Here is a 20972-nt window from a genome sequence, read left to right as displayed (position 1 = left end):
TAATATATGCAAAAATTTTGCAGCTTTACATGATTTCTTTACAGAATATTTATAAATAATCAGTTTTTTTTGTAATCAAAACGTTAGATTTGAAAAAAATCTACCTATTTTTCTATGGCTATGAGCTAAAGTAATCGATTAAGATTTATTACCATTTTTGTCCTATGTTAAGGAGACATCGGATATCAAATATCCGACGCTTATTGCAGTTTTTATTTATATGCATTTTTGCCTGTGGCTTGTGCATAAAATATTTTGCATCATGGTCAAAAATAGTTAGCGAAGTAATTTCAGTAAAAGCAGTAGTTCAAAATGAATACACTCAGAACTTTCTAACTCCACCGACTGATGTCAATCAGCTGCTCAAGCGAGGTGAGAAAAGATATGAAGCAGAAGATTTCCAAGGCGCGATCGCAGATTGGCAAATAGCTTTAAATCTATCCAATGAAAATCAAAGGGTTAGCAGCAAGATAGCTATTGTTGAGAAATTGGCAAAAGCATATCACCAAATAGGTGAGTTCAAAGCAGCGATCGCCTATTGGGAAGAATTAGTCGCCTATTATCGTCAAACCAACAACTGGCCTAGTGTGGGGCAAATTTTGATCCAGCAAGCACAGGTCTATAATAGCCTGGGTGAACCCAATGATGCCAGGAGGCTTTCTGAAATTGCTTTACAAATTGCTCGTAGTCACCATGATGATAATTTAGAGTCTGCGGCTTTACGAATTAGAGGTGAAGCTCATCGCATTGCAGGCAATTATAACAAAGCGATTATTGATTTAAAATTTAGTATTAAAGCTGCTCAAGATACTCATAATTTAGCATATCAAGCTGCTGCTTTCAATCAACTGGGAATTACTTATATCAATTTGTCTCAAAAAAATTATAACTATGCCAAAATAGCCTGGGATACAGGTGAAATTGACGCAGCTGAAGATTTCACACAAAAAGCATCAAAATATGATTCTCAAGCGTTAGAATCTTTCCAAAAAAGTTTAAGTATTTCCCGTAAATTCAAAGACAAACTCAAAGAAATAAAATTATTAATTTACTCTATTCCACCGACTAATCGAATTGGAAAATCACAACTAGCGACAGCACAATTACAACTAGTTTTATTGCTGCTAGAACGTTTACCAATTTCAGAAGCAAAAGCTTATGCGGCTATTGACTTAGCTGAATTATTGAAGTATTTTTCAGCTGAAACAAATTTATCTTTTGCTAAATGTCCAACTGATGACCGAGAATCACAAGCTATTGATTTACTCAATCAAGCTGTAGCGGTTGCTCAAAACTTGTCAGAATATCGTGCTTTATCTTTAGCATTGGGTAATCTTGGTCACATTTATGAGTGTCGCCACAATTACGAGCAAGCACTGAAATTAACGAAACAAGCACAACAAATTGCACAAACAAAACCAAACGCTCAAGATAGCTTGTATTTGTGGTATTGGCAAGTAGGAAGAATTTTAAAATCACAAAATCGACCACTGGAAGCCATCGCAGCATACGAGCAAGCTGTGACGACCCTAGAAAAAATCTATACTCAGATAGTTGTCACAAATCCAGACTTACAGCCAGACCCTTACGATACGTTAGAGTCGATATATCGGGAGTTGATCGCACTAAAGTTAGGTCTTGAGGAAGTTGATTCTGCAATCACTTACCTTGATGCTCTCAAACTAGCACAACTGCGAAATTACTTCCGCAAAGATGATCTAGCAATCAAGTTTCATCCAACTAAAGCTAATTTATTAAGCTCTGACAAAATTCAAAATACAGCTGTATTTTGGTCAATAGTCCTAGAAGAGCGTACCGCAATTGTAGTTTATCTTCCTAATGGTGAAACCAAATTAAAGTGGATCAACTTTGATAGTCAAAGCTTCAAAGATGAAATCAGCAAATTTCGCCTGGAGCTGGAGAGGCGCAGTGACATTATTTATAATCGCAGGCAGGCACAAAAGCTATATGATTTGATAGTTCATCCTTTTGCTGCTGATTTAGAGTCACTTCAAGTTAAGACACTGGTTTTTGTTCCAGACAGTTTTCTCTGTAGTGTACCAATGGCAGCACTACATGACGGTCAGAATTTTCTAATCGAGAAATACGCGATCGCATCTACCCCTAGTTTGAGTTTAACAGATCCATTCAAAATCAAATCAGAAAATTTACGGGCTTTAGCTGTGGGACTGACTGAAGATGCAAGGGTGGATGGTCGTAGATATAAAGCTTTGACCAATATCAAAAAAGAAATCGATCAGGTTTTGATGACTATACCGGGTAGCAAGCAGTTACTAAATCAGGATCTTACACGCGATCGCTTGCAAGCAGAACTCCAGCATAGTATTTATCCAATAATTCATATTGCTACTCATGCTGAATTTGGTATTGCTCCTGAAGATACATTTCTCGTCATTGGTAAAAACGAAAAGCTTACCATGACAGACTTGTATAGTATGATTCAAAACGTATCCCAGGGTATCAATTCAGTTGACTTATTGTTATTAACTGCTTGTGAAACCGCCCGTGGAAATGACCATACTAACTTGGGTCTAGCTAGTGTAGCAGTCTCAGCAGGTGTAAGAAGTACTCTTGCGTCTCTATGGTCAATCAACGATGCGGCTACAGTGACTTTAGTAACAAAATTTTATCAATACTGGTATGATTACGGTTTTAGTAAAGTAGAAGCTTTGCAGAAAGCACAGCAAGACCTGATTACTCTGGGAAAAAAATATGCCCATCCTTACTATTGGGCGCCATTCATCCTTTTAGGAAATTGGTTTTAGATTAACTTTTACCCTTTTTCCAACTAAACGGAGGAAACGGATGGTGTGTTCGCGAGCTTTAGACCCCTATTCATTTTGTCCTAAAGCAACTTGAGATAAATCTCTAATTTCTGGTGACTTTTCTAAGCTTGCTAGGTCTTTTAATAAATTTGCTGCTAGTTTTCCCAGTTCGCCATCGTTACTGTCAGCTAAGGCTTCACCCAAGGCATCGTACCACATACCTGCTTGAGCATAGAGGCTAGCTCTTTGGGTGCGATCGCCCTTGTGATGCAGTGCTGCTTGTAAATTGGTTGGCATGGGTACAATTGCAATATCTGCTGTGGCTAGTAAATTGCGTGAAGGATGGTTAAAGTCACACAAAATTTCTACCTGCCATAGATATTTTTTACCCATAGCTAAGCCAGGCAAATTTTCTGGTAGAGATAGTTTCATTACTCCTGGCGAACTCTGCAATCGAGATTTATAAGTTAGTTTCAGTTGCTCGTTAGAGCCTAACTCATAAATAGAGAACTCAAGGGGAACTCTTTGGTGATGAGGTACAAACCAAGCAAAGGTGGGATGACTGGATGTGGTTTGTCCAATGTGTGTAGAAGGAGCAAGCAGGGTTACAGAATCAGCATCTATAGCTTTGCATTTTCCCCTAACTCCTGATGATTCTGTATAACCACTTGGTGGTTTTTGATTCCGGGGAGGTTTATACGCAGCTAAAGTTATTTGAGTAAACAAAAAAGGGATGGTCAAAGCACAAATTATTAAAATCTTAGGATTAAAAATTTTGTGCAAGAGCCACTGCTTGTGAGTCATTATCTTTCCCTCTTGGCATTGCACTCAAAAAAATCATAGTAATTAGTAGATATGTAGTCGCTTGGAGAGTAGCAATTATTAATAGTTAATTGCGATTAACCATTTGCCATAGGTCATTGCCGATTATCACTGCTCATGAGAAATACGTCTTGTGTGTCAAGCTACATATCTATCTTAATTGTATTACTAGTAAATGACTAAATTCATTTCATATTTTAGTCATTCGCATTGCTGAAAACTACATAATGCTTGCTTAGATTTACTATATCTCACATTTTTTTATAATATTTATTATATTACTTTGCAATAATCAGACTATTAGTAATAGACAAAAATCATTATATATTATATATTCTGAACTTTGCCTACAGAAAGCCACTTTTTCAGGTTTTCACACGAGTCATCTGACGTTAGATTTGAGGTTTTAGATTGGCCAGAAGTAGCTTTCATCGCCCTTGTTCGGAATTATCGCTCAAGAATTTTTTATTAAGAATAAAAACAATTACCAAAAGCCAAACTTTGCCACAGGCCAAGATAATTCACAAAGAGTACCTCGAGGAGAAAGAGGCGATCGCGTGAATTTTCCTCTTAATTGTCGAGCTAGATTTCTAAACTGTTGTGTTCCTCTACCTTCTTTAGCTGCAATGCTACCTAAGCCATCATCAATAATTTTCAGAGTGTACCATCCTTCATTTTGGGTACAACTGATTTCCAAGCGAGTTACACCTGTAGCGTGCTTGCCAACGTTACATAAAGCTTCTTCTAAAAATCGACAAAGTCCCCGTTTTTGTTCAATGCTTAAATGGTGATCATCAATGGGATCAAATGTTACTATCTTAACCCTAAGTGTACTGAAGCAAGTAAATTCTCGCTGTAATGTATGGTCATAAACTTGATAGAGAACTGTATGAATCGGGTCTTGTAAATTTAGTAGCAGACCATTTCCGAGATATAAACTTCTATCTTGGGTTAGAGGCTCTCTTTGTAAAAATTCATATATACCTCTTAGTTCATAATTTAATTTTTCTAATTCTTTTTCAAGTTCTGGTAGTAATTCTTCTGACGATAAATCTTGTTCACGAATTGTCTTCAATGCTTTAGCCAGAGTTTGCAATGGCCCATTATGAATTGTTTCAAAAGTACGTTCAATTAGGGCTTGACGAGCTTCTATTCTAGAACGCAATGCTTGGTCATACTGGTATAAAGCTGTCATGGCAATACCATTTAAATTTAAAACAAGGATTGCTGGTACTAGTGGAACCCATAAACCCCAATACAACAAAAGTAAATAACTAACAGCTATTAAAATAGTACTGGCAATCACAACAGCAACTAGATTTCGCCATGGGGATTTGGTGAGTCTGGCGAAAGCAATTCCCAAAACACCCCAGCTGATTATCCATGCATATTCCCAGCACTCTGTCCAACTATTCAACAGTGATCTGGAGTCCAGCACCGCACTCACTATTGCAGAACTAGCATCTGCTTGAACTTCCGCTCCATAAACACGTCCCTGTGCAGGTTTTATGGATGTTACCGCAGAAGTAGTGATGAAGTCTTTCACACTAGGCGCAGTTACACCAATAATGACAATGCGATCGCGTATCCACTGCGGCTGATATTTTCCGTTTTTAATATCATTAAGAGATAAAATTCTAAATCTTTTTTGACCACTGCGAAAATTGAGCAGCATTTGCACTCCACCAGCATCAGTTCTGACATATCCTCCAGAATTGGGAAAAAATCGGGGTAGTTCAAGATTGCCAAACCTAAGCGCTTGGGGATCACGAATACCGTTTTCTAGGGTGTAACCTTGTTTAGCTAAATAAGTTTTTGCTAAGCAAATAGACAAAGAAAACTTGTATCCTTGTTCTGTTGGTGTTGCCAACAAACTGCGTCGTAATTTCCCATCAGCATCGATAATTTGATCTGAAAAACAAACTTGTTCTGGAGGTAATGTTGGCGGAGGAGCAATTTTTTCCGGTAATACTTTTTCAATCGCAACTAAATTTTTGATATCCTGAAATGCACTAACTAGTTCAGGATGTCCAGGTTCAACAGGTAAATCTCTAATAATATCAAGACCAATGACTGTGGGTGCTAGAGAATTGAGTTTTCTCAATAGTGCTGCAATTTCTCTATCTGGTATGGGGTAGGTTCCCACCCTACGGATATCTTCTTCATTAATTCCAATAATGACAACACGTTCGTCAATTGGTTCAGCTGGACGTATACGCAGAAAATTATCAAAGGCTAACCATTCAAGAGATTGCATATAACCACTTAAACGAGTAATTATTACCAGCGCTATAACTGCTATTCCTGGTAATGCACCTACACGCCAAATGGCTATTTCTTCTTTAATAATTTTCCACAGTTCAGCCTGCATTGGTTTGTTGTTTGTTGTTTGTTGTTTGATGTTAGTTGTTTGGTATTTGTTTCAACCAACAACGAACTACCAACAGCTAAATATTAATCAATTAGTCCTTCTTCTCTGGCTCGCATTTCCGTTTGAATTCGCATATTTTTTCCCTCTTCAGGATAAACATCTAAAGCATCTTGTAACTTGCTCCAATAATGACGCACCATGCGTTCACCAACACACATGCGCTCTGCGATCGCCTTATCTGTTAATCCTTCTTCAAATGCGAGAGCTAGCACCCTTAACCATTCTGGTTTTACTTCTAATCCAGCATGAACACCTTTAATATCTTTTGTATGAGTTAATCCCTGTAATGCCCAATCTACCCTAGTCAACATTTCTTGGCTAGAAAGACTTTTATCAGCAACTGTAAAACCTCCTTTATGAATATCAATATCAGGTCTGATTCGTACTAATGTTCTTACATGAGCGCTTTGGACGACGATATTCAAATTTATATGATGTTTCATCAAGTTTCTAAGTAGTTTGACACCTATATCTGGTCGTGCCATTTTGCCAGGACTCTCTGGTAGAGAAAGATCCATAACTACTAAATCAGGTTGCATCTTTGCTACTTGCTCAAGCGCTTCTTGAGCCGTAACCGCTGTGAGAAATTGAGCATCCACGTACTTTTTTCGTAGTACTTCTATGGTTCCACCCAATACTGATTCATGGTCATCTATGACTAAAATTTTTAGTAATGCTTGTTTTGTTAACGCTTGTTTCATAATTCACACCCCAACAATTGAGTAGATAACTATTACTGCTACCTAGAAAATTCAAAGCTTGTCATAGAGTGTAGATACGCTCTGTGGAGTTTTCCACAGGTTCTTCGATTTTGAATTTTAGATTTTGGATTTGGGATTGATTCCACAGATAAATCTGGGAGCTTGGATTTTGTTCAGAATTCTTGGCTAATAGTAAAAGTTAAAATAAATACTCTGTATTAAAAATGATAATTTAAAATTTATTTAAAAATACTTTAATTTTTATTCTAGTATAAGCATAATCATCTACCAATATAGGTAGCAGACTAAACTGAGGTTATTAATACAGCAAAAACATTTGCCTGATGTTAAAAATCTAAAAGTTTTACAAATATATTCTCGCTCAGGTAAATTTTTGTAAAATACAAGAGTAGAAATATCAGGATAAGTAATTTGTAATACAAGCTTACCGAGATTAACTTGTTGTTGTAGACAGATGTAAATAGAAACTTGGGTTAAAACTTCAGGTAAACTAATTTTCAGTAACTCTTCTAGAGTCCTTAAAATAATTAGACTGCGATCTACTGATTCATGTCGCCAAGACTTAGGCATATCAAGATGAAAACATATCTGAGAGTGAGATGTAAACCAGGGTTCTAATAGATGCTGAATTGCCAAAGGAAAATTGTCTTGGATATACACTGGAAATAAGCGATCGCTCAATTGCACTAAAGATTGGTGAAAATTGTCAAATCTTTTTAAAAGTTCTTGAGTTTTACTTGTTGATAAATCTAAATTTACTCCTGGCAAGAGTTCTAGACTACGACGAATAGTAAAAGATTCTTGTAATATACCGTCTCGAATTTTTTCTGCTTCCAAGAACATTTTTAGTGATTGTCTACAAGACCACCATTGCAATGCTTGTTGAGTTTGATACAATTTTTTCACTAACAAAATTAGTGTCATAAAGTAGAAGATGAAAATTAAAATTTGTACAGTTAATTGGTAATTCACAGCACATTAATTTCTTTATTATTTTCTCAGACAAATGGAGTAGTATTAAATAACATACGATATATTTCTCTTCAAATAATTGCTTGAAGTAGACAAGATAATTGTCTAAACAAGCTGTTTTTATTACCGAAAAATGCATAGTTTTTACCTGAATTAAAGATTTATTAAATATTACAAATCAGTGATTAATCTGGCTTTTCTAAGTAAAAATTTTAGGGCTGTTTCTTGTTTAGAAATAATATCAGCAGATGCATTCATACCTACTTGCAGATTGCAGGTATGTTCATGATTTCCAAAACTGTAACTTTCTGGTTTGATAATTGCTTCAAAAGATCCAGCAGCAGGACTTGTATTACTTGCTGCACTCACATCTGAATTATTTACAGGTGCGATTGTATCTGGAGAAACAGCAGTAACAACACCTTGGAGAGTACCATAATCAGGATACGGACAAGCATCAACTCGCAGCTGTACTTTTTGACCAATTTCCACCTTTTTAATTTCAGCCGCAGGAATGATGGCTTTCACGACTAAAGGCGCATGTTGAGGGACAATCTCTACAACAGGTTCAGAGGGACGTACTACCTGACCAGGATTGCGTAAATTGAGCTTGAGAATCACACCATCGCTAGTAGCACGAATGACACTACTTTGCATTTGAATTATATTTTTTTGTAATTCCTGTTGGTATTGTTTAATTTGATTTCTAAGTTCAATTTGTCGCTGAATTAAAGTATTTTTCTCTCTAATTAAAGCAGCAATACTAGATTGACCTTTTGCCTTTTCTTGTGCTATGCGTTCCTGAGCAATTTCCACAGTTGCTGCACTCGGATTCAGAGCAGCTTTCGCTGTTAGGAGGCTAGCTTTAGCTATATCTATAGCTCTTTTTTCCGCCTCTACTGCTAATTCTGCTTGTTCAACAGCTAATTTTCTCTGCTCATAATCCCGTTTACCAATCGCTCCATATTGTGCTAATTCTTTATAGCGATCGCGATCCTGTTTAGCGAAATTCAAATCAGCCTTGGCTTTTTTTAAACTCGCTTCAGCTTTTTGCAAGTTTGCTTCTGCTGATAGTAATTCGCTTTGAGTTTTGACTTGTTCTTCTTGATAATCTCTTTGATTACGTGCCAAGTCTGCTTGAGCAGAAATAACTGTTGTTTCAATGACTTGTTTTTCTGCGTTGATTTGAATATCTAAACCTTGGATTTGGGCTTGAATTTGAGCTAATTGTAAATTAGCTTCTTCAATACTATTTTGTAATTGACTATTTTTGATATGTAATTCCATATCATCAAGCTTCGCAATTACATCTCCTTGTTTAACTATCTGATTTTCTTTAACAAAGATACCTTTAACAGTTCCTTCTATTTCTGGTTGTACAATCCGAATATCTCCTGTAGGACGTACAGTTGCAGAAGTCTTGACAGTGACATTATATTTAATGTATGAAGCAAGAGCGATCGCTGTGGCGACATTTGTAACCAAAAATATACCAGCTAAGGTTGTCCAACGACTAATTGGTGGTAAAAACTCATCGATATTAACGGATGGTAGAAATTTTTGATTATGAGTATAAAGCATAATTGTTAATAGTTAGTGGTTAGTGGTTAATGGTTAGTGGTTATTGGTTAGTAGAGACGTAGACATCCGTACAGTGGTTAGTACGTACGCATTTTTTATTGATTAACCACTATCTACTAACTACTAACTACTAACCAACAACTAATTTAAGGAGTTAAAAAATCTAAATGATCACCAGCTATAGAGCTTAATTCTTCCACAGAACCTTGTAGTTTTAACCGACCTTGTTCTAAAAACACAATCCAATCAGCACAACTAATAACTCGCGGACGGTGGCTAATCAAAATTGTTGTTTTTCCTCGACGATGCTGAAGCAACTTATCTAATACTTGTGCTTCACTAACCGGATCCAGCCCTGCTGTAGACTCATCTAAAATTAAGATTGGTGGATCGTTAACAATAGCACGTGCTATAGCTAATCTTTGACGTTGACCACCAGAAATATTTGCACCAAATTCACCTAAAACAGTTTGATATTTATCAGGTAGTTTGCTAATAAATTCATCGGCTTCTGCTATTTTGCAACATCTAACAATTTGCTCAAAAGTAACATGAGGTGATCCTAAACGAAAATTTTCAATAATCGAACGACTCCAAAAGTGAGCATCTTGGGGAACTAAAACTATCTGATGGCGTAGACAATCAAGAGCAAGATCGTCTAAGTTATATAATCCAATCCGAATATTACCAGATTGTAATGGATATAAGCCTGCAATTAATTTGGCAAGGGTACTTTTACCACAACCAGATTTACCAATAAAAGCAATTACTTTACCACCTGGAATTGTTAACGAAAAATCTTCTAATAAATCCATCCTACCTGCATAGTGAAAGTTGACATTAGTACAAGTAATGTCAGCATCTCCAGGTATCCTAGCAAATTGCTTTTTACCATCTTTATCATCTTCTGGTCTAGCATCGATAACTTCCGTCAGTCGTTGAACAGCAGTTTTTGCGCGAGTATATTCATCTACAAAACCAATCACACTACCAATTAAACCCAGGAAATTAGCATTCATCGCATTAAAAGCTAATAATTGCCCAATACTCAGATTTTCCTGTGGCTCAATTACCAAATTCCCACCAAACCACAACAAAATAACACCGCCAACAGCAGCAACAAATCCTGAGAATGTACTATTGACGATCGCAATTTGAATTGTATTTAAAGTTAGGGTTGTCAGGCGACTAAATCGGCTTTGAAATTCATCCCAAAATTGTGGTGATGCAGTAGTAGTTTTTAAGGTAAGTGCGCCTTTAAAAGTTTCTACTAAAACACCTTGATTTTCTGCTTCTTGAACTAATAGTTCACGGGTTTTATTTCGTAAATTAGGCTGAAATATAACTGTAGAAATACTCATTACTATAGCAATTACTACAGCTACTGCCGTCAACTTCCAGCTATAAAACAGCATGAAGCCAAAAGAAATAAGAGCAATAAAAAATTGGCTAGGTAAACCAACAATAACTTGAGCAACTAACTGATTAACCTGATTTATATCCCGTAAGCGGCTGACAATTTCTCCACTGCGACGAGCTTCGTAGTAAGAAAGAGGTAAGCGCAGAATTTGTCGGCCAAATTCCAACACTAAACCTAATTGCAGACGCTGAGCAAAATGAGCAATTAAATTAGACTGTACAAATGAAAGACTAGTAGAAACAAAATGCATCACAACTACAGCAATAGCCACAGTTGTGAGCAACCTTGTATCTCCTCTCACCAACACATCATCAGTAAGAATTTGTAGCAAAAATGGCGAGGCTAAAGATAGCAGTCCTAAAATTAAGTTTAAAGGTAATGCCTGCGCCAGTATGCCACGAAAAGTCCAAACACGCCGCAAGAAACGCCAAAAGCCGCTAACTTTATCGTCTTCTTGGGAAAAAAAGCGAGTTTGATCTGGCTGTAACAACAGCATTAACCAATCTGTCCAATTATCTGCTACATCCTTTTTAGACAGATAACGAATACCTACCGCCGGATCAGCAATTATACATTTTTTACCTTGCTTGCCATATAAAACAACCCAATGATTTCCCTGCCAGTGAATAATTGCTGGTAGAGGTGCTTCTTTCATTCGGTTTAAAAGTTCTGGTGACGTTTTAACTGGACGAGCATTAAATCCAAGTGATTCTGCACCCCGTTTTAACCCTAATAAAGTAGTTCCAAACTGTCCAGTACCTACCATTTCACGGATGTGATTAAGAGTAAAATTACGTCCATAATGCTTAGAAATGGTAGCTAAACAAGCGGCTCCACAGTCTTCTTCACTATGCTGTTTAACAAACTTGTATTTCATCTGTAGTCCACCCAAAAGATTGAAAACCTGAAGGTTTAGTCAATCTGTTTGCTTGTTGCTGAAAAATTAAGTAAAGAGATAAAAAATTAATCGACGTAAGATTTCCAAGCCGCTCAAACCATATTTACGTCCACGGACTCCACTAAAATTAAATCCAAAGGTAATTTCTGAAAGTGAATATCCAGTTTGTTGTCTAGATGAAATGTTGTGTACACCATCCGAAAAATTGTTTTCATGATTTGCAAAAGTAACAATGTTTGTCTTTTTGATCACAAAGTCATATAGTGAAGATGAACGCCCTCCAATTGTAATTTCTTGTTCTTCCTCAGATAACTCTACAAAAAGCTGAGAGTTAGTTAATTTTCCATCTGTAGACACAGTTTTACCTCTTTATCCTATTCGTATACACAGTTAAAAAAGTGTCCAAACAAAATTGTTAATATTTACCAATTGTCAGCTATCTGTTGTATATATGAACTTGATAGCTGACCTTCATCAAGGGTATCGTGGAAATTCAGTTGAATACAATCAATTGATTTCACATATTTTTATCTAAATGCTAGTCATCTAGATCGTAATAATAGTCGCCATAAGGATTGAGCAAGAAATTCTTATAAGCGCTGGTATCAATCGTTTGGCTAGCAAATTCTTGCGTAACAAAACTACCCTGAGGTCCAGAACCAACTGCAAAATTAAAAGCAGTTAAGTCTTGATAGTAATTGGTGTTGATGTAATCGTAAATGCTTTTACCTCCAACAACGATTTGCTGTTGTTCTTCGCACACTTCAGTAAACAATTCATTAGACATGATCAAAAACTCCTTGCTCAGGTTTATATTGTGATGTTGAAAGTTGAGTAGCCAAATGAGGTACTCAACTTTCGACTGACTTAGTATGGGTAGTAGTAGAAGTAAGGATTGAGTTGGAAACTCTTGTAAGCACTGGTATTAATTTCTTGTTCAGCAAATTCCTGAGTCACAAGACTACCACCAGGACCAGATGCTGCAGCAAAAGCAAATGCTGTTGTATCTGCATTAAAGTAGGTGTTGAGATAGTCATTAATGCTCTTACCACCAGCGGTCATTTGCTGTTGTTCTTCACTGATTTCACTGAACAGATTAGATGCAAAAACTTCGTTAGACATGGTTGAAAACCCTTTCTTTTTAATGCGGAAATTTTCAATTATTTAGTATGGATAGTAGAAGTAGGGATTGAGTTCAAAAGTTTTGTAAGCACTGGTGTTAATTTCCTGCTCAGCAAATTCCTGAGTCACAAGACTACCACCAGGACCGGATGCTGCGGCAAACACAAAGGCTGTTGTATCTGCATTAAAGTAGGTGCCGAGACTGTCATATATAGTCTTACCACCAGCAACCATCTGCTGTTGTTCTTCGGTTACTTCACTAAACAAATTAGATGTAAATGTTTCGTGAGACATAGTTACCTTGCTTGTATTGTTGTTGTTATGTGTGATAATTGGAGTTGATTAGTTTCTTGAGTAGCTCAACTTCTTGCTTGCCTATTACGATATACCCTTTCTAATACATAAGTCATTTGCAATTTATGTAAACTTATTTACCACCTTAAGAAGCATTAATTGCAGGATTATACGAGTGCTATTTCTGAAAAATACATGGCAATAAAACCCAAAACCCGGTTTTGATATCAAAACCGGGCTACTGAATAATCTAAAATATAAAATTAATTGGAAAAATCTTGAGACAGAATCAATTTATTCAATAATCAACTATTAGAATGATGAGACAGCTCATTCATTTTTACAAGTTGATCGCGAATCAATTTTAGCTGTACTTGACTGTTTACAGGTCCTCTGGGAAGAGGAACTTCTGTATTTGGCCAGTCAGATAAATCATTGCATGGACATGATTCAGCAGGCATACCCATACTTCGCACAGGTATGGGCATTGTACAACGCGAACAGGCAAACATTTCCCAATCGGATGTTAGCAATTCCGCAATAGTTTCACTTGTACCTTCAAGATAGCAATCACCTGCTTTTTCAGAGGTGATTTTCCGCCAACATTCTTCAAATTCATCACTATAGCGATCGCCTGCAATTACAGGCTTAGGCAACAAAGTTTCTGCACCATTACTGATGATTACTTTTTTGCCTAGCTGAAACCAGTAAGCTAGATATTTTTTAACTTCATTTTGAGATGCCATACTCTAATTTTATTTAGAATTTCGATAATAAATTTGGAATAAATAATTAAGAATAGTCAATAATCAATTGTTGGTGGTTGGTAGTTAGTAGTTAGTAGTTAGTAGTTAGTAATTTCCAATGCCCACCCTTACACTCCTCACACTCNCCCACACTCCCCACACTCCCCACACTCCCCACACTCCCCACACTCCCCACACTCCTGACACTCCTCACACTCCTCATACTCCTCACACTCCTCATACTCCTCACACTCCTCATACTCCTCACACTCCCCATCACCCTATCTTCCCCACAGGCAACGGGGAACCAAGTAAACTGAGATTGAGAACATGACCACCAGTGATTAAATAAACAGGTTCACAGATGGAACCTAAGTGTCGTACTAATCCACCCAAGCGATCGCGAAAAGTTCGACCCATCGGATAAGCTGGAACTATACCCCATCCTGTTTCCTCAGCAACAAAAATCATATCGGCTGCTACTAGTTGCACCGTCTCCAATAACTCTTGCATAGTTTTTTCCCACATAGCCTCTTCCTGAGAGAGTAGATTTGCTACCCAAGTTCCCAAAGAATCAACTAAAACGCAGGTATTTGGTTGCATTTGGGCAAGAGTAGCAGACAACTGCATTGGTACTTCCAATGTCGTCCAATCTTGAGGACGGCGTTGTTGGTGTCGTTGAATACGTTGCTGCCATTCTTGATCATCAGAATCGTTTGTTGCGGTTGCTATATAAACTACTGATTTGTGTGATTGTATTGCCAAAGCTTCTGCCCACTCACTTTTCCCAGAACGTGCAGGTCCAGTCACCAGAATGATTTGATTCATTTTTTGCTTGCTCAACTTAGAATTATAAAAATTTCATAACACAGGGGTAAAAATGAAATTAGGAAGTGGGAATTATGAATCAAAACTTAGAAATCAATATTACCCTTATCCCATGCCTGATCCGCGAAGCAAAATCCCCAATGTCCCTGCCTGGTGGCTTTACTCCAAGCTATTTCCTTAGTATCTTGGATTAGCTGGGGTTGTAACTGTTTACCATAATTTTTCACTTTGGGGATGAGATTGTTGACCCCAAATAACTTTTAAGAGATAAAATTAACACTCAGCATCTATATGATGCAACTATTGGGAAGAGTCAAAAATCCCAACTATCAATTCAGCACCATCCACGATCACAAGTCACAGAATAGTTAGAGATACCCATTATGAAAGCAGGTTTAAAGCGTATTGAGGCTACTCTACACGATTTAGGAAATCGCGACATCACTACTACTGAGTCATCAGAAGTCAACAAGCAGCCTTTATCATTTCGGATCAGTGTTAGTGGAACAGAAAAATCAGAAAATGATGATATTCAATCAGAAGATGAGTATGATCAGCAACCAGAAGAATACTCTCAGTTTCATCACACCTCTGTACAGACATTCCCAGTAGAAGAAAACGGTTGCAAAACACCAAGCCTACCCAAATTCAAAACTCCTAGCTTTAGTAACCATCGCAATGCAGCCAACCCAGCATTAGCAATGAATCTGTTGCAAGAAATCCAGGAAATTGTTGCCTGTTGGCAAGCGGAACTGCAAAAAATCGTACGGCAAATACAAGATGTTTATCTAGAAGGACCAATAGTCAATGGTTGGTTAGAATCGCACACAGACAACGAACCAAGAGGAAGTGCGACACTACGTCATGCAGAAGTCAACCGCTTGATGGATTATGTAGAAGAAATTTGCGCCCAACAATCGAAAATTTCCTATCAATCATCTTCTAGTGGCTACCGTTTGTGTGGTTTGGATGCTTCCGGTACAGTGTGGACACGTCCCTGTCCTCCAGATCAGGTTGCTAGTGTGAGTATGGCGATCGCTCGTTACCAAAAGTTACGTCAATTGTTAGGACGCAAGCAATACTTAGAAACTCGTCTCTCACAACTGGCTGAGACACTCGTGGTATTACATGGTCACATTCAATGTCAGTAAAGCAAGTAACAGGCAATTTCAGAATAAAGCCTCAAAATTTTTAATTTGCGGTGATAGCAAATTTAGCTATGAGCATCTTGGGTGAAGATATCAGGGTGATTTCCGAAAAAACTCGGTTGGTGAGTCAGGGTTATTTGGTATAGATTAGCTCCAGAACAGACAAGATTGAATTTTCTGATGGTTAGTAGTTAGGGGTTAGTAGTTAGTGGTTAGTTGTAATTAAAACAACAACCAACAACCAACAACCAACAACTAACAACCAATAACCAATAACCAATAACTCCCTATGCCAGATACGCTAATCTCTGCCATTATCTGTACTCACAATCGAGACAATTATTTAGGCGCTGCTATAGATAGCCTCCTCACGCAAGATTTTGCTTCTGGCTTTGAAGTGATAGTGGTGGATAATGGTTCTAGCGATCGCACTCGTTCTGTTGTAGAACAAAGGGCAAATCATCCCTACCTCAAGTATGTTTATGAACCTGTTATTGGTCTATCTGTAGCCCGGAATACAGGCGCTCAAGTTGCAAGCAGTGAAATCCTGGCATATCTTGATGATGATGCCGTCGCTAGCCGTGGCTGGCTGCAAGTTTTATATAACGCTTATAAAAATAACCCAAAATTAGCGATCGCTGGTGGCAAAGTCAGCTTGTTATGGCCTGAGGGAATGCAATCACCACTATGGCTTTCTCCAGGACTAGCTGCTAATTTAGGGGCATATGACCTGGGTGAGAACATAGTCTCCATAGACAAGCCTGGTTTAACTCCTAGAGGTTTAAATTACTCCATACGCCGCGCTTTTCTCGAAGAAATTGGAGGCTTTGATCCTCAACTTGGTCGCATAGGTAAAAAATTATTATCTAACGAAGAACTGCAAATAACTGAACTTGCCCTCCAAGCAGGTTGGCAAGTCATGTATCTACCCGAAGCCCACGTGTTTCATAATGTTTCCCCCGAACGTATTAAACGTTCTTGGTTTTTAAATCGGGGTTGGTGGCAGGGTATTAGTGAGTGTTATCAGGAACAACTAGCAGGAACAGCAGGTTTTAGCCAGCTAAAACGCGGTAGTGAGCGTTTTTTGCGTGGTTTGTACACAGCAGTTAAATATTTTGCTGACCCCGCAGAACGATTTGACAAACTTGTCTATGCCTATGGTCAGATTGGTTACTTAAATGCTGCCATTGCAGGATTGTTAGCAAAAAGAGTCAATAGTCAATAGTCAATTGTTAATTGTCAATTGTCATTAGCTATTAACTAGTGTACAGATCTACATTTGTGCAATCCAACCAACAACCAACCAACGACCAACCACTAAATACTAACTACTAACTACTAACCACTAACAAAATATTATGTCATTTTCTAAAATACCAGTTTCTGTACTAATTCCAGCTAAAAACGAAGAAGCAAATTTGCCAGCTTGCCTTGCTAGTGTACAAAGAGCAGACGAAGTTTTTATAGTAGATTCACAAAGTAGTGATCAAAGCGCCGAAATTGCTAAAAGTTATGGTGCAAGTGTCGTGCAGTTTCATTTCAATGGACGCTGGCCTAAAAAGAAAAATTGGTCTTTAGAAAACCTCAATTTTCGGAATGAATGGGTTTTAATTGTGGACTGTGATGAGCGCATCACCCCTGAGTTATGGGAAGAAATTGCCCAAGCAATTCAAAATCCTGAATATAATGGCTACTACCTCAATCGCCGTGTATTTTTCTTAGGTAAATGGATTCGCCACGGTGGTAAATATCCGGATTGGAACTTGCGTTTATTTAAGCATAAAAAAGGGCGTTACGAAAATCTTAATACAGAAGATATTCCGAATACAGGTGATAACGAAGTTCACGAACACGTCATCCTAGATGGAAAAGCAGGATATCTGCAAAATGATATGATTCACGAGGATTTTCGTGACCTTTTTCATTGGTTAGAACGACATAATCGCTATTCTAATTGGGAAGCCCGTGTTTACTATAATTTGCTTACAGGTAATCACGACAACGGTACTATTGGCGCTAAATTATTTGGTGATGCTGTGCAGCGTAAACGCTTTTTGAAAAAAATTTGGGTGCGACTGCCATTTAAACCTTTTTTACGGTTTGTGTTGTTCTATTGGATCCAGCGTGGTTTTTTGGATGGTAGAGCTGGATACATTTATGCAAAGCTGCTGAGCCAATATGAATATCAAATTGGGGTTAAACTCTACGAATTACGCCACTGTGGCGGCAAACTTAACACCAAGTCTACTTCTGTGACAACAACTGCTCTCCCTCAGAAAGTGAGACAGACAGTTGTTTGATGGGGAGATGGGGAGTAGAGGGAGTATGTAGACGCGCTTTGCGCGGCTTCCCGTAGGGTGGAGTGTGAGGGGTAAATAACAACCATCAACAACCAACGATCAACAACCAACAATTAACTAATGACCATTGACCATTGACCATTGACAAATGACTAATGACCAAGCATTTATAGATTTACGCAAATATGACCAATCTTGGTTTGACCGGGGGCGTCCAAGTTGGTATGTTCTTTTATGGTGGTTTGTGCAAGCGATCGCTTTTCCTCTAACTCCTCATCCGTTTAATGGTCTGCGTTGTGCTTTATTACGTCTGTTTGGCGCTCGTGTTGGTAAAGGAGTAATAATTAGACCTACTGCTCGCTTCACTTACCCTTGGAAAATCACTATAGGTAACTATAGTTGGATTGGTGATGACGTAGTTTTATACAGTTTGGATGACATACATATCGGTGAAAATTGCGTAATTTCCCAGAAAAGCTATCTGTGTACTGGTAGTCATGATATGTACGATCCAGCCTTTGGCTTGAAAACAGCGAGTATTTGCATTGGCAATGGGGTATGGATAGCAGCAGATTGCTTTGTTGGTGCAGGAGTTACAATTGGCACAAATGCAGTTATTGGTGCACGCAGCAGTGTTTTTACTGATATTCCTGCTGCTAAGGTATCTTGGGGAACACCATGCCGTCCTCGATATTCCAGATTGAAGGCAGAAGAAAGAAGCCAACAGACAGAAGGCAACTCATGTTTTTAAGCCTTATCGTAAGTAATTAGCCGGACTTGATATCAGTCCACTTGAAGTGGACTTAAGCTATTAGCCCAGAACTTGAGTTCTGGGCAGGATAACATGAGAAAAATGTTAGGTAATGACAATGGACTCATTAATGAGTGTTAGTGCATATGGCAGTTACAAAATCCCGATCATATGCAATAAACCGCGTCCGGTAATCAATTCAATCATCAAAGCAATAAAGCCAAGCATGGCAATACGTCCGTTCCAGACTTCTGCACTCGTAGTAATACCCCATTCCCAAGCCTCTGGTGGATAAATTTTTACCTTTTTCTTCATTTGGTAGACTTGCGAGAGCTTGACACTGGGCGTTGTGAGAGCATCAACAACTAAGTCTGCTAAAGCTTTAATAAATACTGGATGGGTGTTGAGAGCAGGTACACGGCGAAAGTTGTGAATTCCTGCTTCTTCTGCTAATTCTCGATACTCAAGATCAATTTCTTCCAGAGTTTCAATGTGTTCGGAAACAAAACTGATCGGCACGACTACTAAGTCTTTAATACCTTTTGTTGCTAGTTCAGGGATAGCATCTTCAGTATAAGGCTGTAGCCATTCTACTGGGCCAACACGACTTTGGTAAGCTAATGTATGCGCATTGGGGCGATCAAGTGTCCGCATGATTAAATAGGTGCATTCCTCAATCTCTTGCTGGTAGGGGTCCCCTGCTTCTTCTACATAGCTTTTAGGAACGCCGTGAGCGCTAAAGAAGACGTGAGCTTCATGGGGATTGGGTAGTTGGTCAATTTCCTGGGCTATTAGTTCTGCCATTGCCTGGAGATAGCCTGGTTGTTTGTACCAAGAAGGAATAACTGTGTATTCTATCTGCTGGAGTCTGGAGTCTTCTTGCCAAAGTTTTTCTAAAAGTCGGAAGCTAGAACCACTGGTACTGATAGAAAATTGTGGATAAAGAGGTAATATCACCAGTTTTTCAATGCCATCTTGGATGATGCGAGCGATCGCTTCTTCGGTGTAAGGATGCCAGTAACGCATACCAATGTAGATTTTCGCATCTTGCCCTAAGGCTTGCAATTGTCCTTTGAGGGCATCTGCTTGAGCTTCGGTGATGCGCCGCAGTGGGGAACCACCACCAATTTTGCGGTAGTTCTCTTGAGATTTTTTCGTACGCCGTGAAGCAATAAACCAGGCTAGGGGTTTTTGCAGCCAGGGGAAAGGTAGGCGAATAATTTCCGGATCAGAAAACAGATTAAAAAGAAACGGCCCTACATCTTCTAATTTCTCCGGGCCACCGAGATTGAGTAGTAATACGCCTACACGACCCATAGCAGTAACAATCCCCCAATCTTTTCAGCTTTTTTACTAATGTTAACAATATATCTTTATTAAATATATAAGTTAACGACAAAGGATAGAGACAGTGGCTACAATTTTACGAGATTGGAGTTATCGTTACCAGTGGCTGTACGATGGTGTATCCCGTTTGGCAGCTATCAGTGTTGGTGGTGAACAACGTTTTCGACAATTGGCTTTCCAAGGCTTAACAATTCACTCAGATACTAAAGTTCTTGATTTGTGTTGTGGCAGTGGACAAACAACACAATTTTTAGTGAGATTGTCACAAAATGTAACAGGATTAGATGCATCACCGTTATCTCTGCTAAGGGCAAAACAGAATGTTCCCCAAGCAGAATATGTAGAAGCTTTTGCTGAAGAAATGCCCTTTGCAGATAATGAATTTGATTTGGTGCATACAAGTGTTGCCTTACACGAAATGCAACCTGAACAATTGCGCAAAATTATTAGAGAAGTACATCGTGTGCTTAAGCCTGGTGGAGTATTCACTCTTGTTGATTTCCACAATCCTCATAATCCCTTATTTTTGCCATCTGTATGGCTATTTTTATGGTTATTTGAAACCGAGACTGCTTGGCAGTTGTTAAAAACTGATTTACTTGGGTTATTGATGGAGATGGGGTTCAGTATCGACAAGCAATGTTTGTATGCAGGTGGAAGTTTACAGGTAATACAGGCGAGAAAATGATACCGTTTCACTATTTTTCTGATAGGATTTAGTGATCAGACAAGGGGACAAGGGGGACACGGAAGAAAATAGAAAATAAATTACCCATTACCTATTACCAGCCTACGCGACAGTAT

General features: G+C 38.3%; 19 protein-coding genes. 6 read left to right on the top strand and 13 right to left on the bottom strand.

The genetic code is table 11. The features are described from left to right. The first annotated feature begins 164 nt into the window (after window positions 1-164). Window positions 165-2786 (top strand): CHAT domain-containing protein, encoded by a 2622-nt coding sequence (locus tag NIES592_RS05710; protein ID WP_073555165.1) that lies wholly within the window; start codon window positions 165-167, stop codon window positions 2784-2786. Window positions 2787-2852: 66 nt separating this feature from the next. On the opposite strand, the gene NIES592_RS05705 is transcribed toward NIES592_RS05710, so the two are convergent. From NIES592_RS05705 to cobU, 12 genes are all read right to left on the bottom strand, one after another. After that, entirely contained in the window at window positions 2853-3590 is a 738-nt protein-coding gene (locus NIES592_RS05705; protein WP_073555164.1) for a DUF928 domain-containing protein, read from the bottom strand. A 502-nt stretch (window positions 3591-4092) separates the two neighbouring features. After that, complete coding sequence (locus NIES592_RS05700; protein WP_073555163.1) at window positions 4093-5979, bottom strand: sensor histidine kinase; 1887 nt, start codon at window positions 5977-5979, stop codon at window positions 4093-4095. An 83-nt stretch (window positions 5980-6062) separates the two neighbouring features. Beyond that, window positions 6063-6740: a response regulator transcription factor gene (locus NIES592_RS05695; RefSeq protein ID WP_073555162.1), complete on the bottom strand. Its 678-nt coding sequence runs from the start codon at window positions 6738-6740 to the stop codon at window positions 6063-6065. A gap of 285 nt (window positions 6741-7025) precedes the next feature. Continuing rightward, on the bottom strand, window positions 7026-7685 hold the full coding sequence (locus NIES592_RS05690) for a hypothetical protein (protein ID WP_073555321.1): 660 nt from the start codon (window positions 7683-7685) through the stop codon (window positions 7026-7028). A gap of 219 nt (window positions 7686-7904) precedes the next feature. Beyond that, the gene (locus NIES592_RS05685) at window positions 7905-9314 is read right to left on the bottom strand and encodes an HlyD family secretion protein (protein ID WP_073555161.1); all 1410 of its coding nucleotides are present in this window, start codon (window positions 9312-9314) and stop codon (window positions 7905-7907) included. Window positions 9315-9460: 146 nt separating this feature from the next. Next, window positions 9461-11611 carry a peptidase domain-containing ABC transporter gene (locus NIES592_RS05680; protein WP_073555160.1) on the bottom strand — a complete coding sequence of 717 codons (2151 nt, stop codon included), beginning with the start codon at window positions 11609-11611 and terminating at the stop codon, window positions 9461-9463. Between the two features lie 66 nt (window positions 11612-11677). After that, window positions 11678-11989 carry a hypothetical protein gene (locus tag NIES592_RS05675; protein WP_073555159.1) on the bottom strand — a complete coding sequence of 104 codons (312 nt, stop codon included), beginning with the start codon at window positions 11987-11989 and terminating at the stop codon, window positions 11678-11680. A gap of 181 nt (window positions 11990-12170) precedes the next feature. Continuing rightward, window positions 12171-12419 (bottom strand): CTB family bacteriocin, encoded by a 249-nt coding sequence (locus tag NIES592_RS05670; RefSeq protein ID WP_062243418.1) that lies wholly within the window; start codon window positions 12417-12419, stop codon window positions 12171-12173. 80 nt (window positions 12420-12499) lie between these two features. After that, complete coding sequence (locus NIES592_RS05665) at window positions 12500-12754, bottom strand: CTB family bacteriocin (protein ID WP_062243416.1); 255 nt, start codon at window positions 12752-12754, stop codon at window positions 12500-12502. Window positions 12755-12796: 42 nt separating this feature from the next. After that, entirely contained in the window at window positions 12797-13048 is a 252-nt protein-coding gene (locus NIES592_RS05660; RefSeq protein WP_062243413.1) for a CTB family bacteriocin, read from the bottom strand. Window positions 13049-13353: 305 nt separating this feature from the next. Beyond that, window positions 13354-13794 (bottom strand): hypothetical protein, encoded by a 441-nt coding sequence (locus NIES592_RS05655; RefSeq protein ID WP_062243410.1) that lies wholly within the window; start codon window positions 13792-13794, stop codon window positions 13354-13356. A gap of 276 nt (window positions 13795-14070) precedes the next feature. Next, complete coding sequence (gene cobU, locus NIES592_RS05650; RefSeq protein ID WP_073555158.1) at window positions 14071-14622, bottom strand: bifunctional adenosylcobinamide kinase/adenosylcobinamide-phosphate guanylyltransferase; 552 nt, start codon at window positions 14620-14622, stop codon at window positions 14071-14073. Window positions 14623-15005: 383 nt separating this feature from the next. Between cobU and NIES592_RS05645 the strand changes: the two genes are divergently transcribed. From NIES592_RS05645 to hpsU, 4 genes are all read left to right on the top strand, one after another. Continuing rightward, window positions 15006-15773 carry a hypothetical protein gene (locus tag NIES592_RS05645; RefSeq protein ID WP_062243401.1) on the top strand — a complete coding sequence of 256 codons (768 nt, stop codon included), beginning with the start codon at window positions 15006-15008 and terminating at the stop codon, window positions 15771-15773. Between the two features lie 286 nt (window positions 15774-16059). Beyond that, window positions 16060-16995: a glycosyltransferase family 2 protein gene (locus NIES592_RS05640; RefSeq protein WP_073555157.1), complete on the top strand. Its 936-nt coding sequence runs from the start codon at window positions 16060-16062 to the stop codon at window positions 16993-16995. Window positions 16996-17128: 133 nt separating this feature from the next. Beyond that, a complete protein-coding gene (locus tag NIES592_RS05635) occupies window positions 17129-18070 on the top strand; it encodes a glycosyltransferase family 2 protein (RefSeq protein WP_062243396.1) in 942 nt (313 codons plus the stop codon). A gap of 148 nt (window positions 18071-18218) precedes the next feature. Beyond that, window positions 18219-18821, top strand: a complete 603-nt coding sequence (gene hpsU, locus NIES592_RS05630; RefSeq protein ID WP_009456644.1) for a hormogonium polysaccharide biosynthesis acetyltransferase HpsU — start codon at window positions 18219-18221, stop codon at window positions 18819-18821. 153 nt (window positions 18822-18974) lie between these two features. Here the strand turns inward: hpsU and hemH are convergent, their stop codons facing one another. Continuing rightward, window positions 18975-20138 carry a ferrochelatase gene (hemH, locus tag NIES592_RS05625; protein ID WP_073555156.1) on the bottom strand — a complete coding sequence of 388 codons (1164 nt, stop codon included), beginning with the start codon at window positions 20136-20138 and terminating at the stop codon, window positions 18975-18977. Window positions 20139-20232: 94 nt separating this feature from the next. Here hemH and NIES592_RS05620 point away from each other — a divergent pair, with 94 nt between their 5' ends. Continuing rightward, entirely contained in the window at window positions 20233-20856 is a 624-nt protein-coding gene (locus NIES592_RS05620; RefSeq protein ID WP_073555155.1) for a class I SAM-dependent methyltransferase, read from the top strand. The last annotated feature ends 116 nt before the right edge of the window (window positions 20857-20972 follow it).

The organism is Fischerella major NIES-592 (genome assembly GCF_001904645.1).
GTDB lineage: Bacteria > Cyanobacteriota > Cyanobacteriia > Cyanobacteriales > Nostocaceae > Fischerella > Fischerella thermalis.
This window is presented reverse-complemented; position numbering and strand designations above follow the sequence as displayed.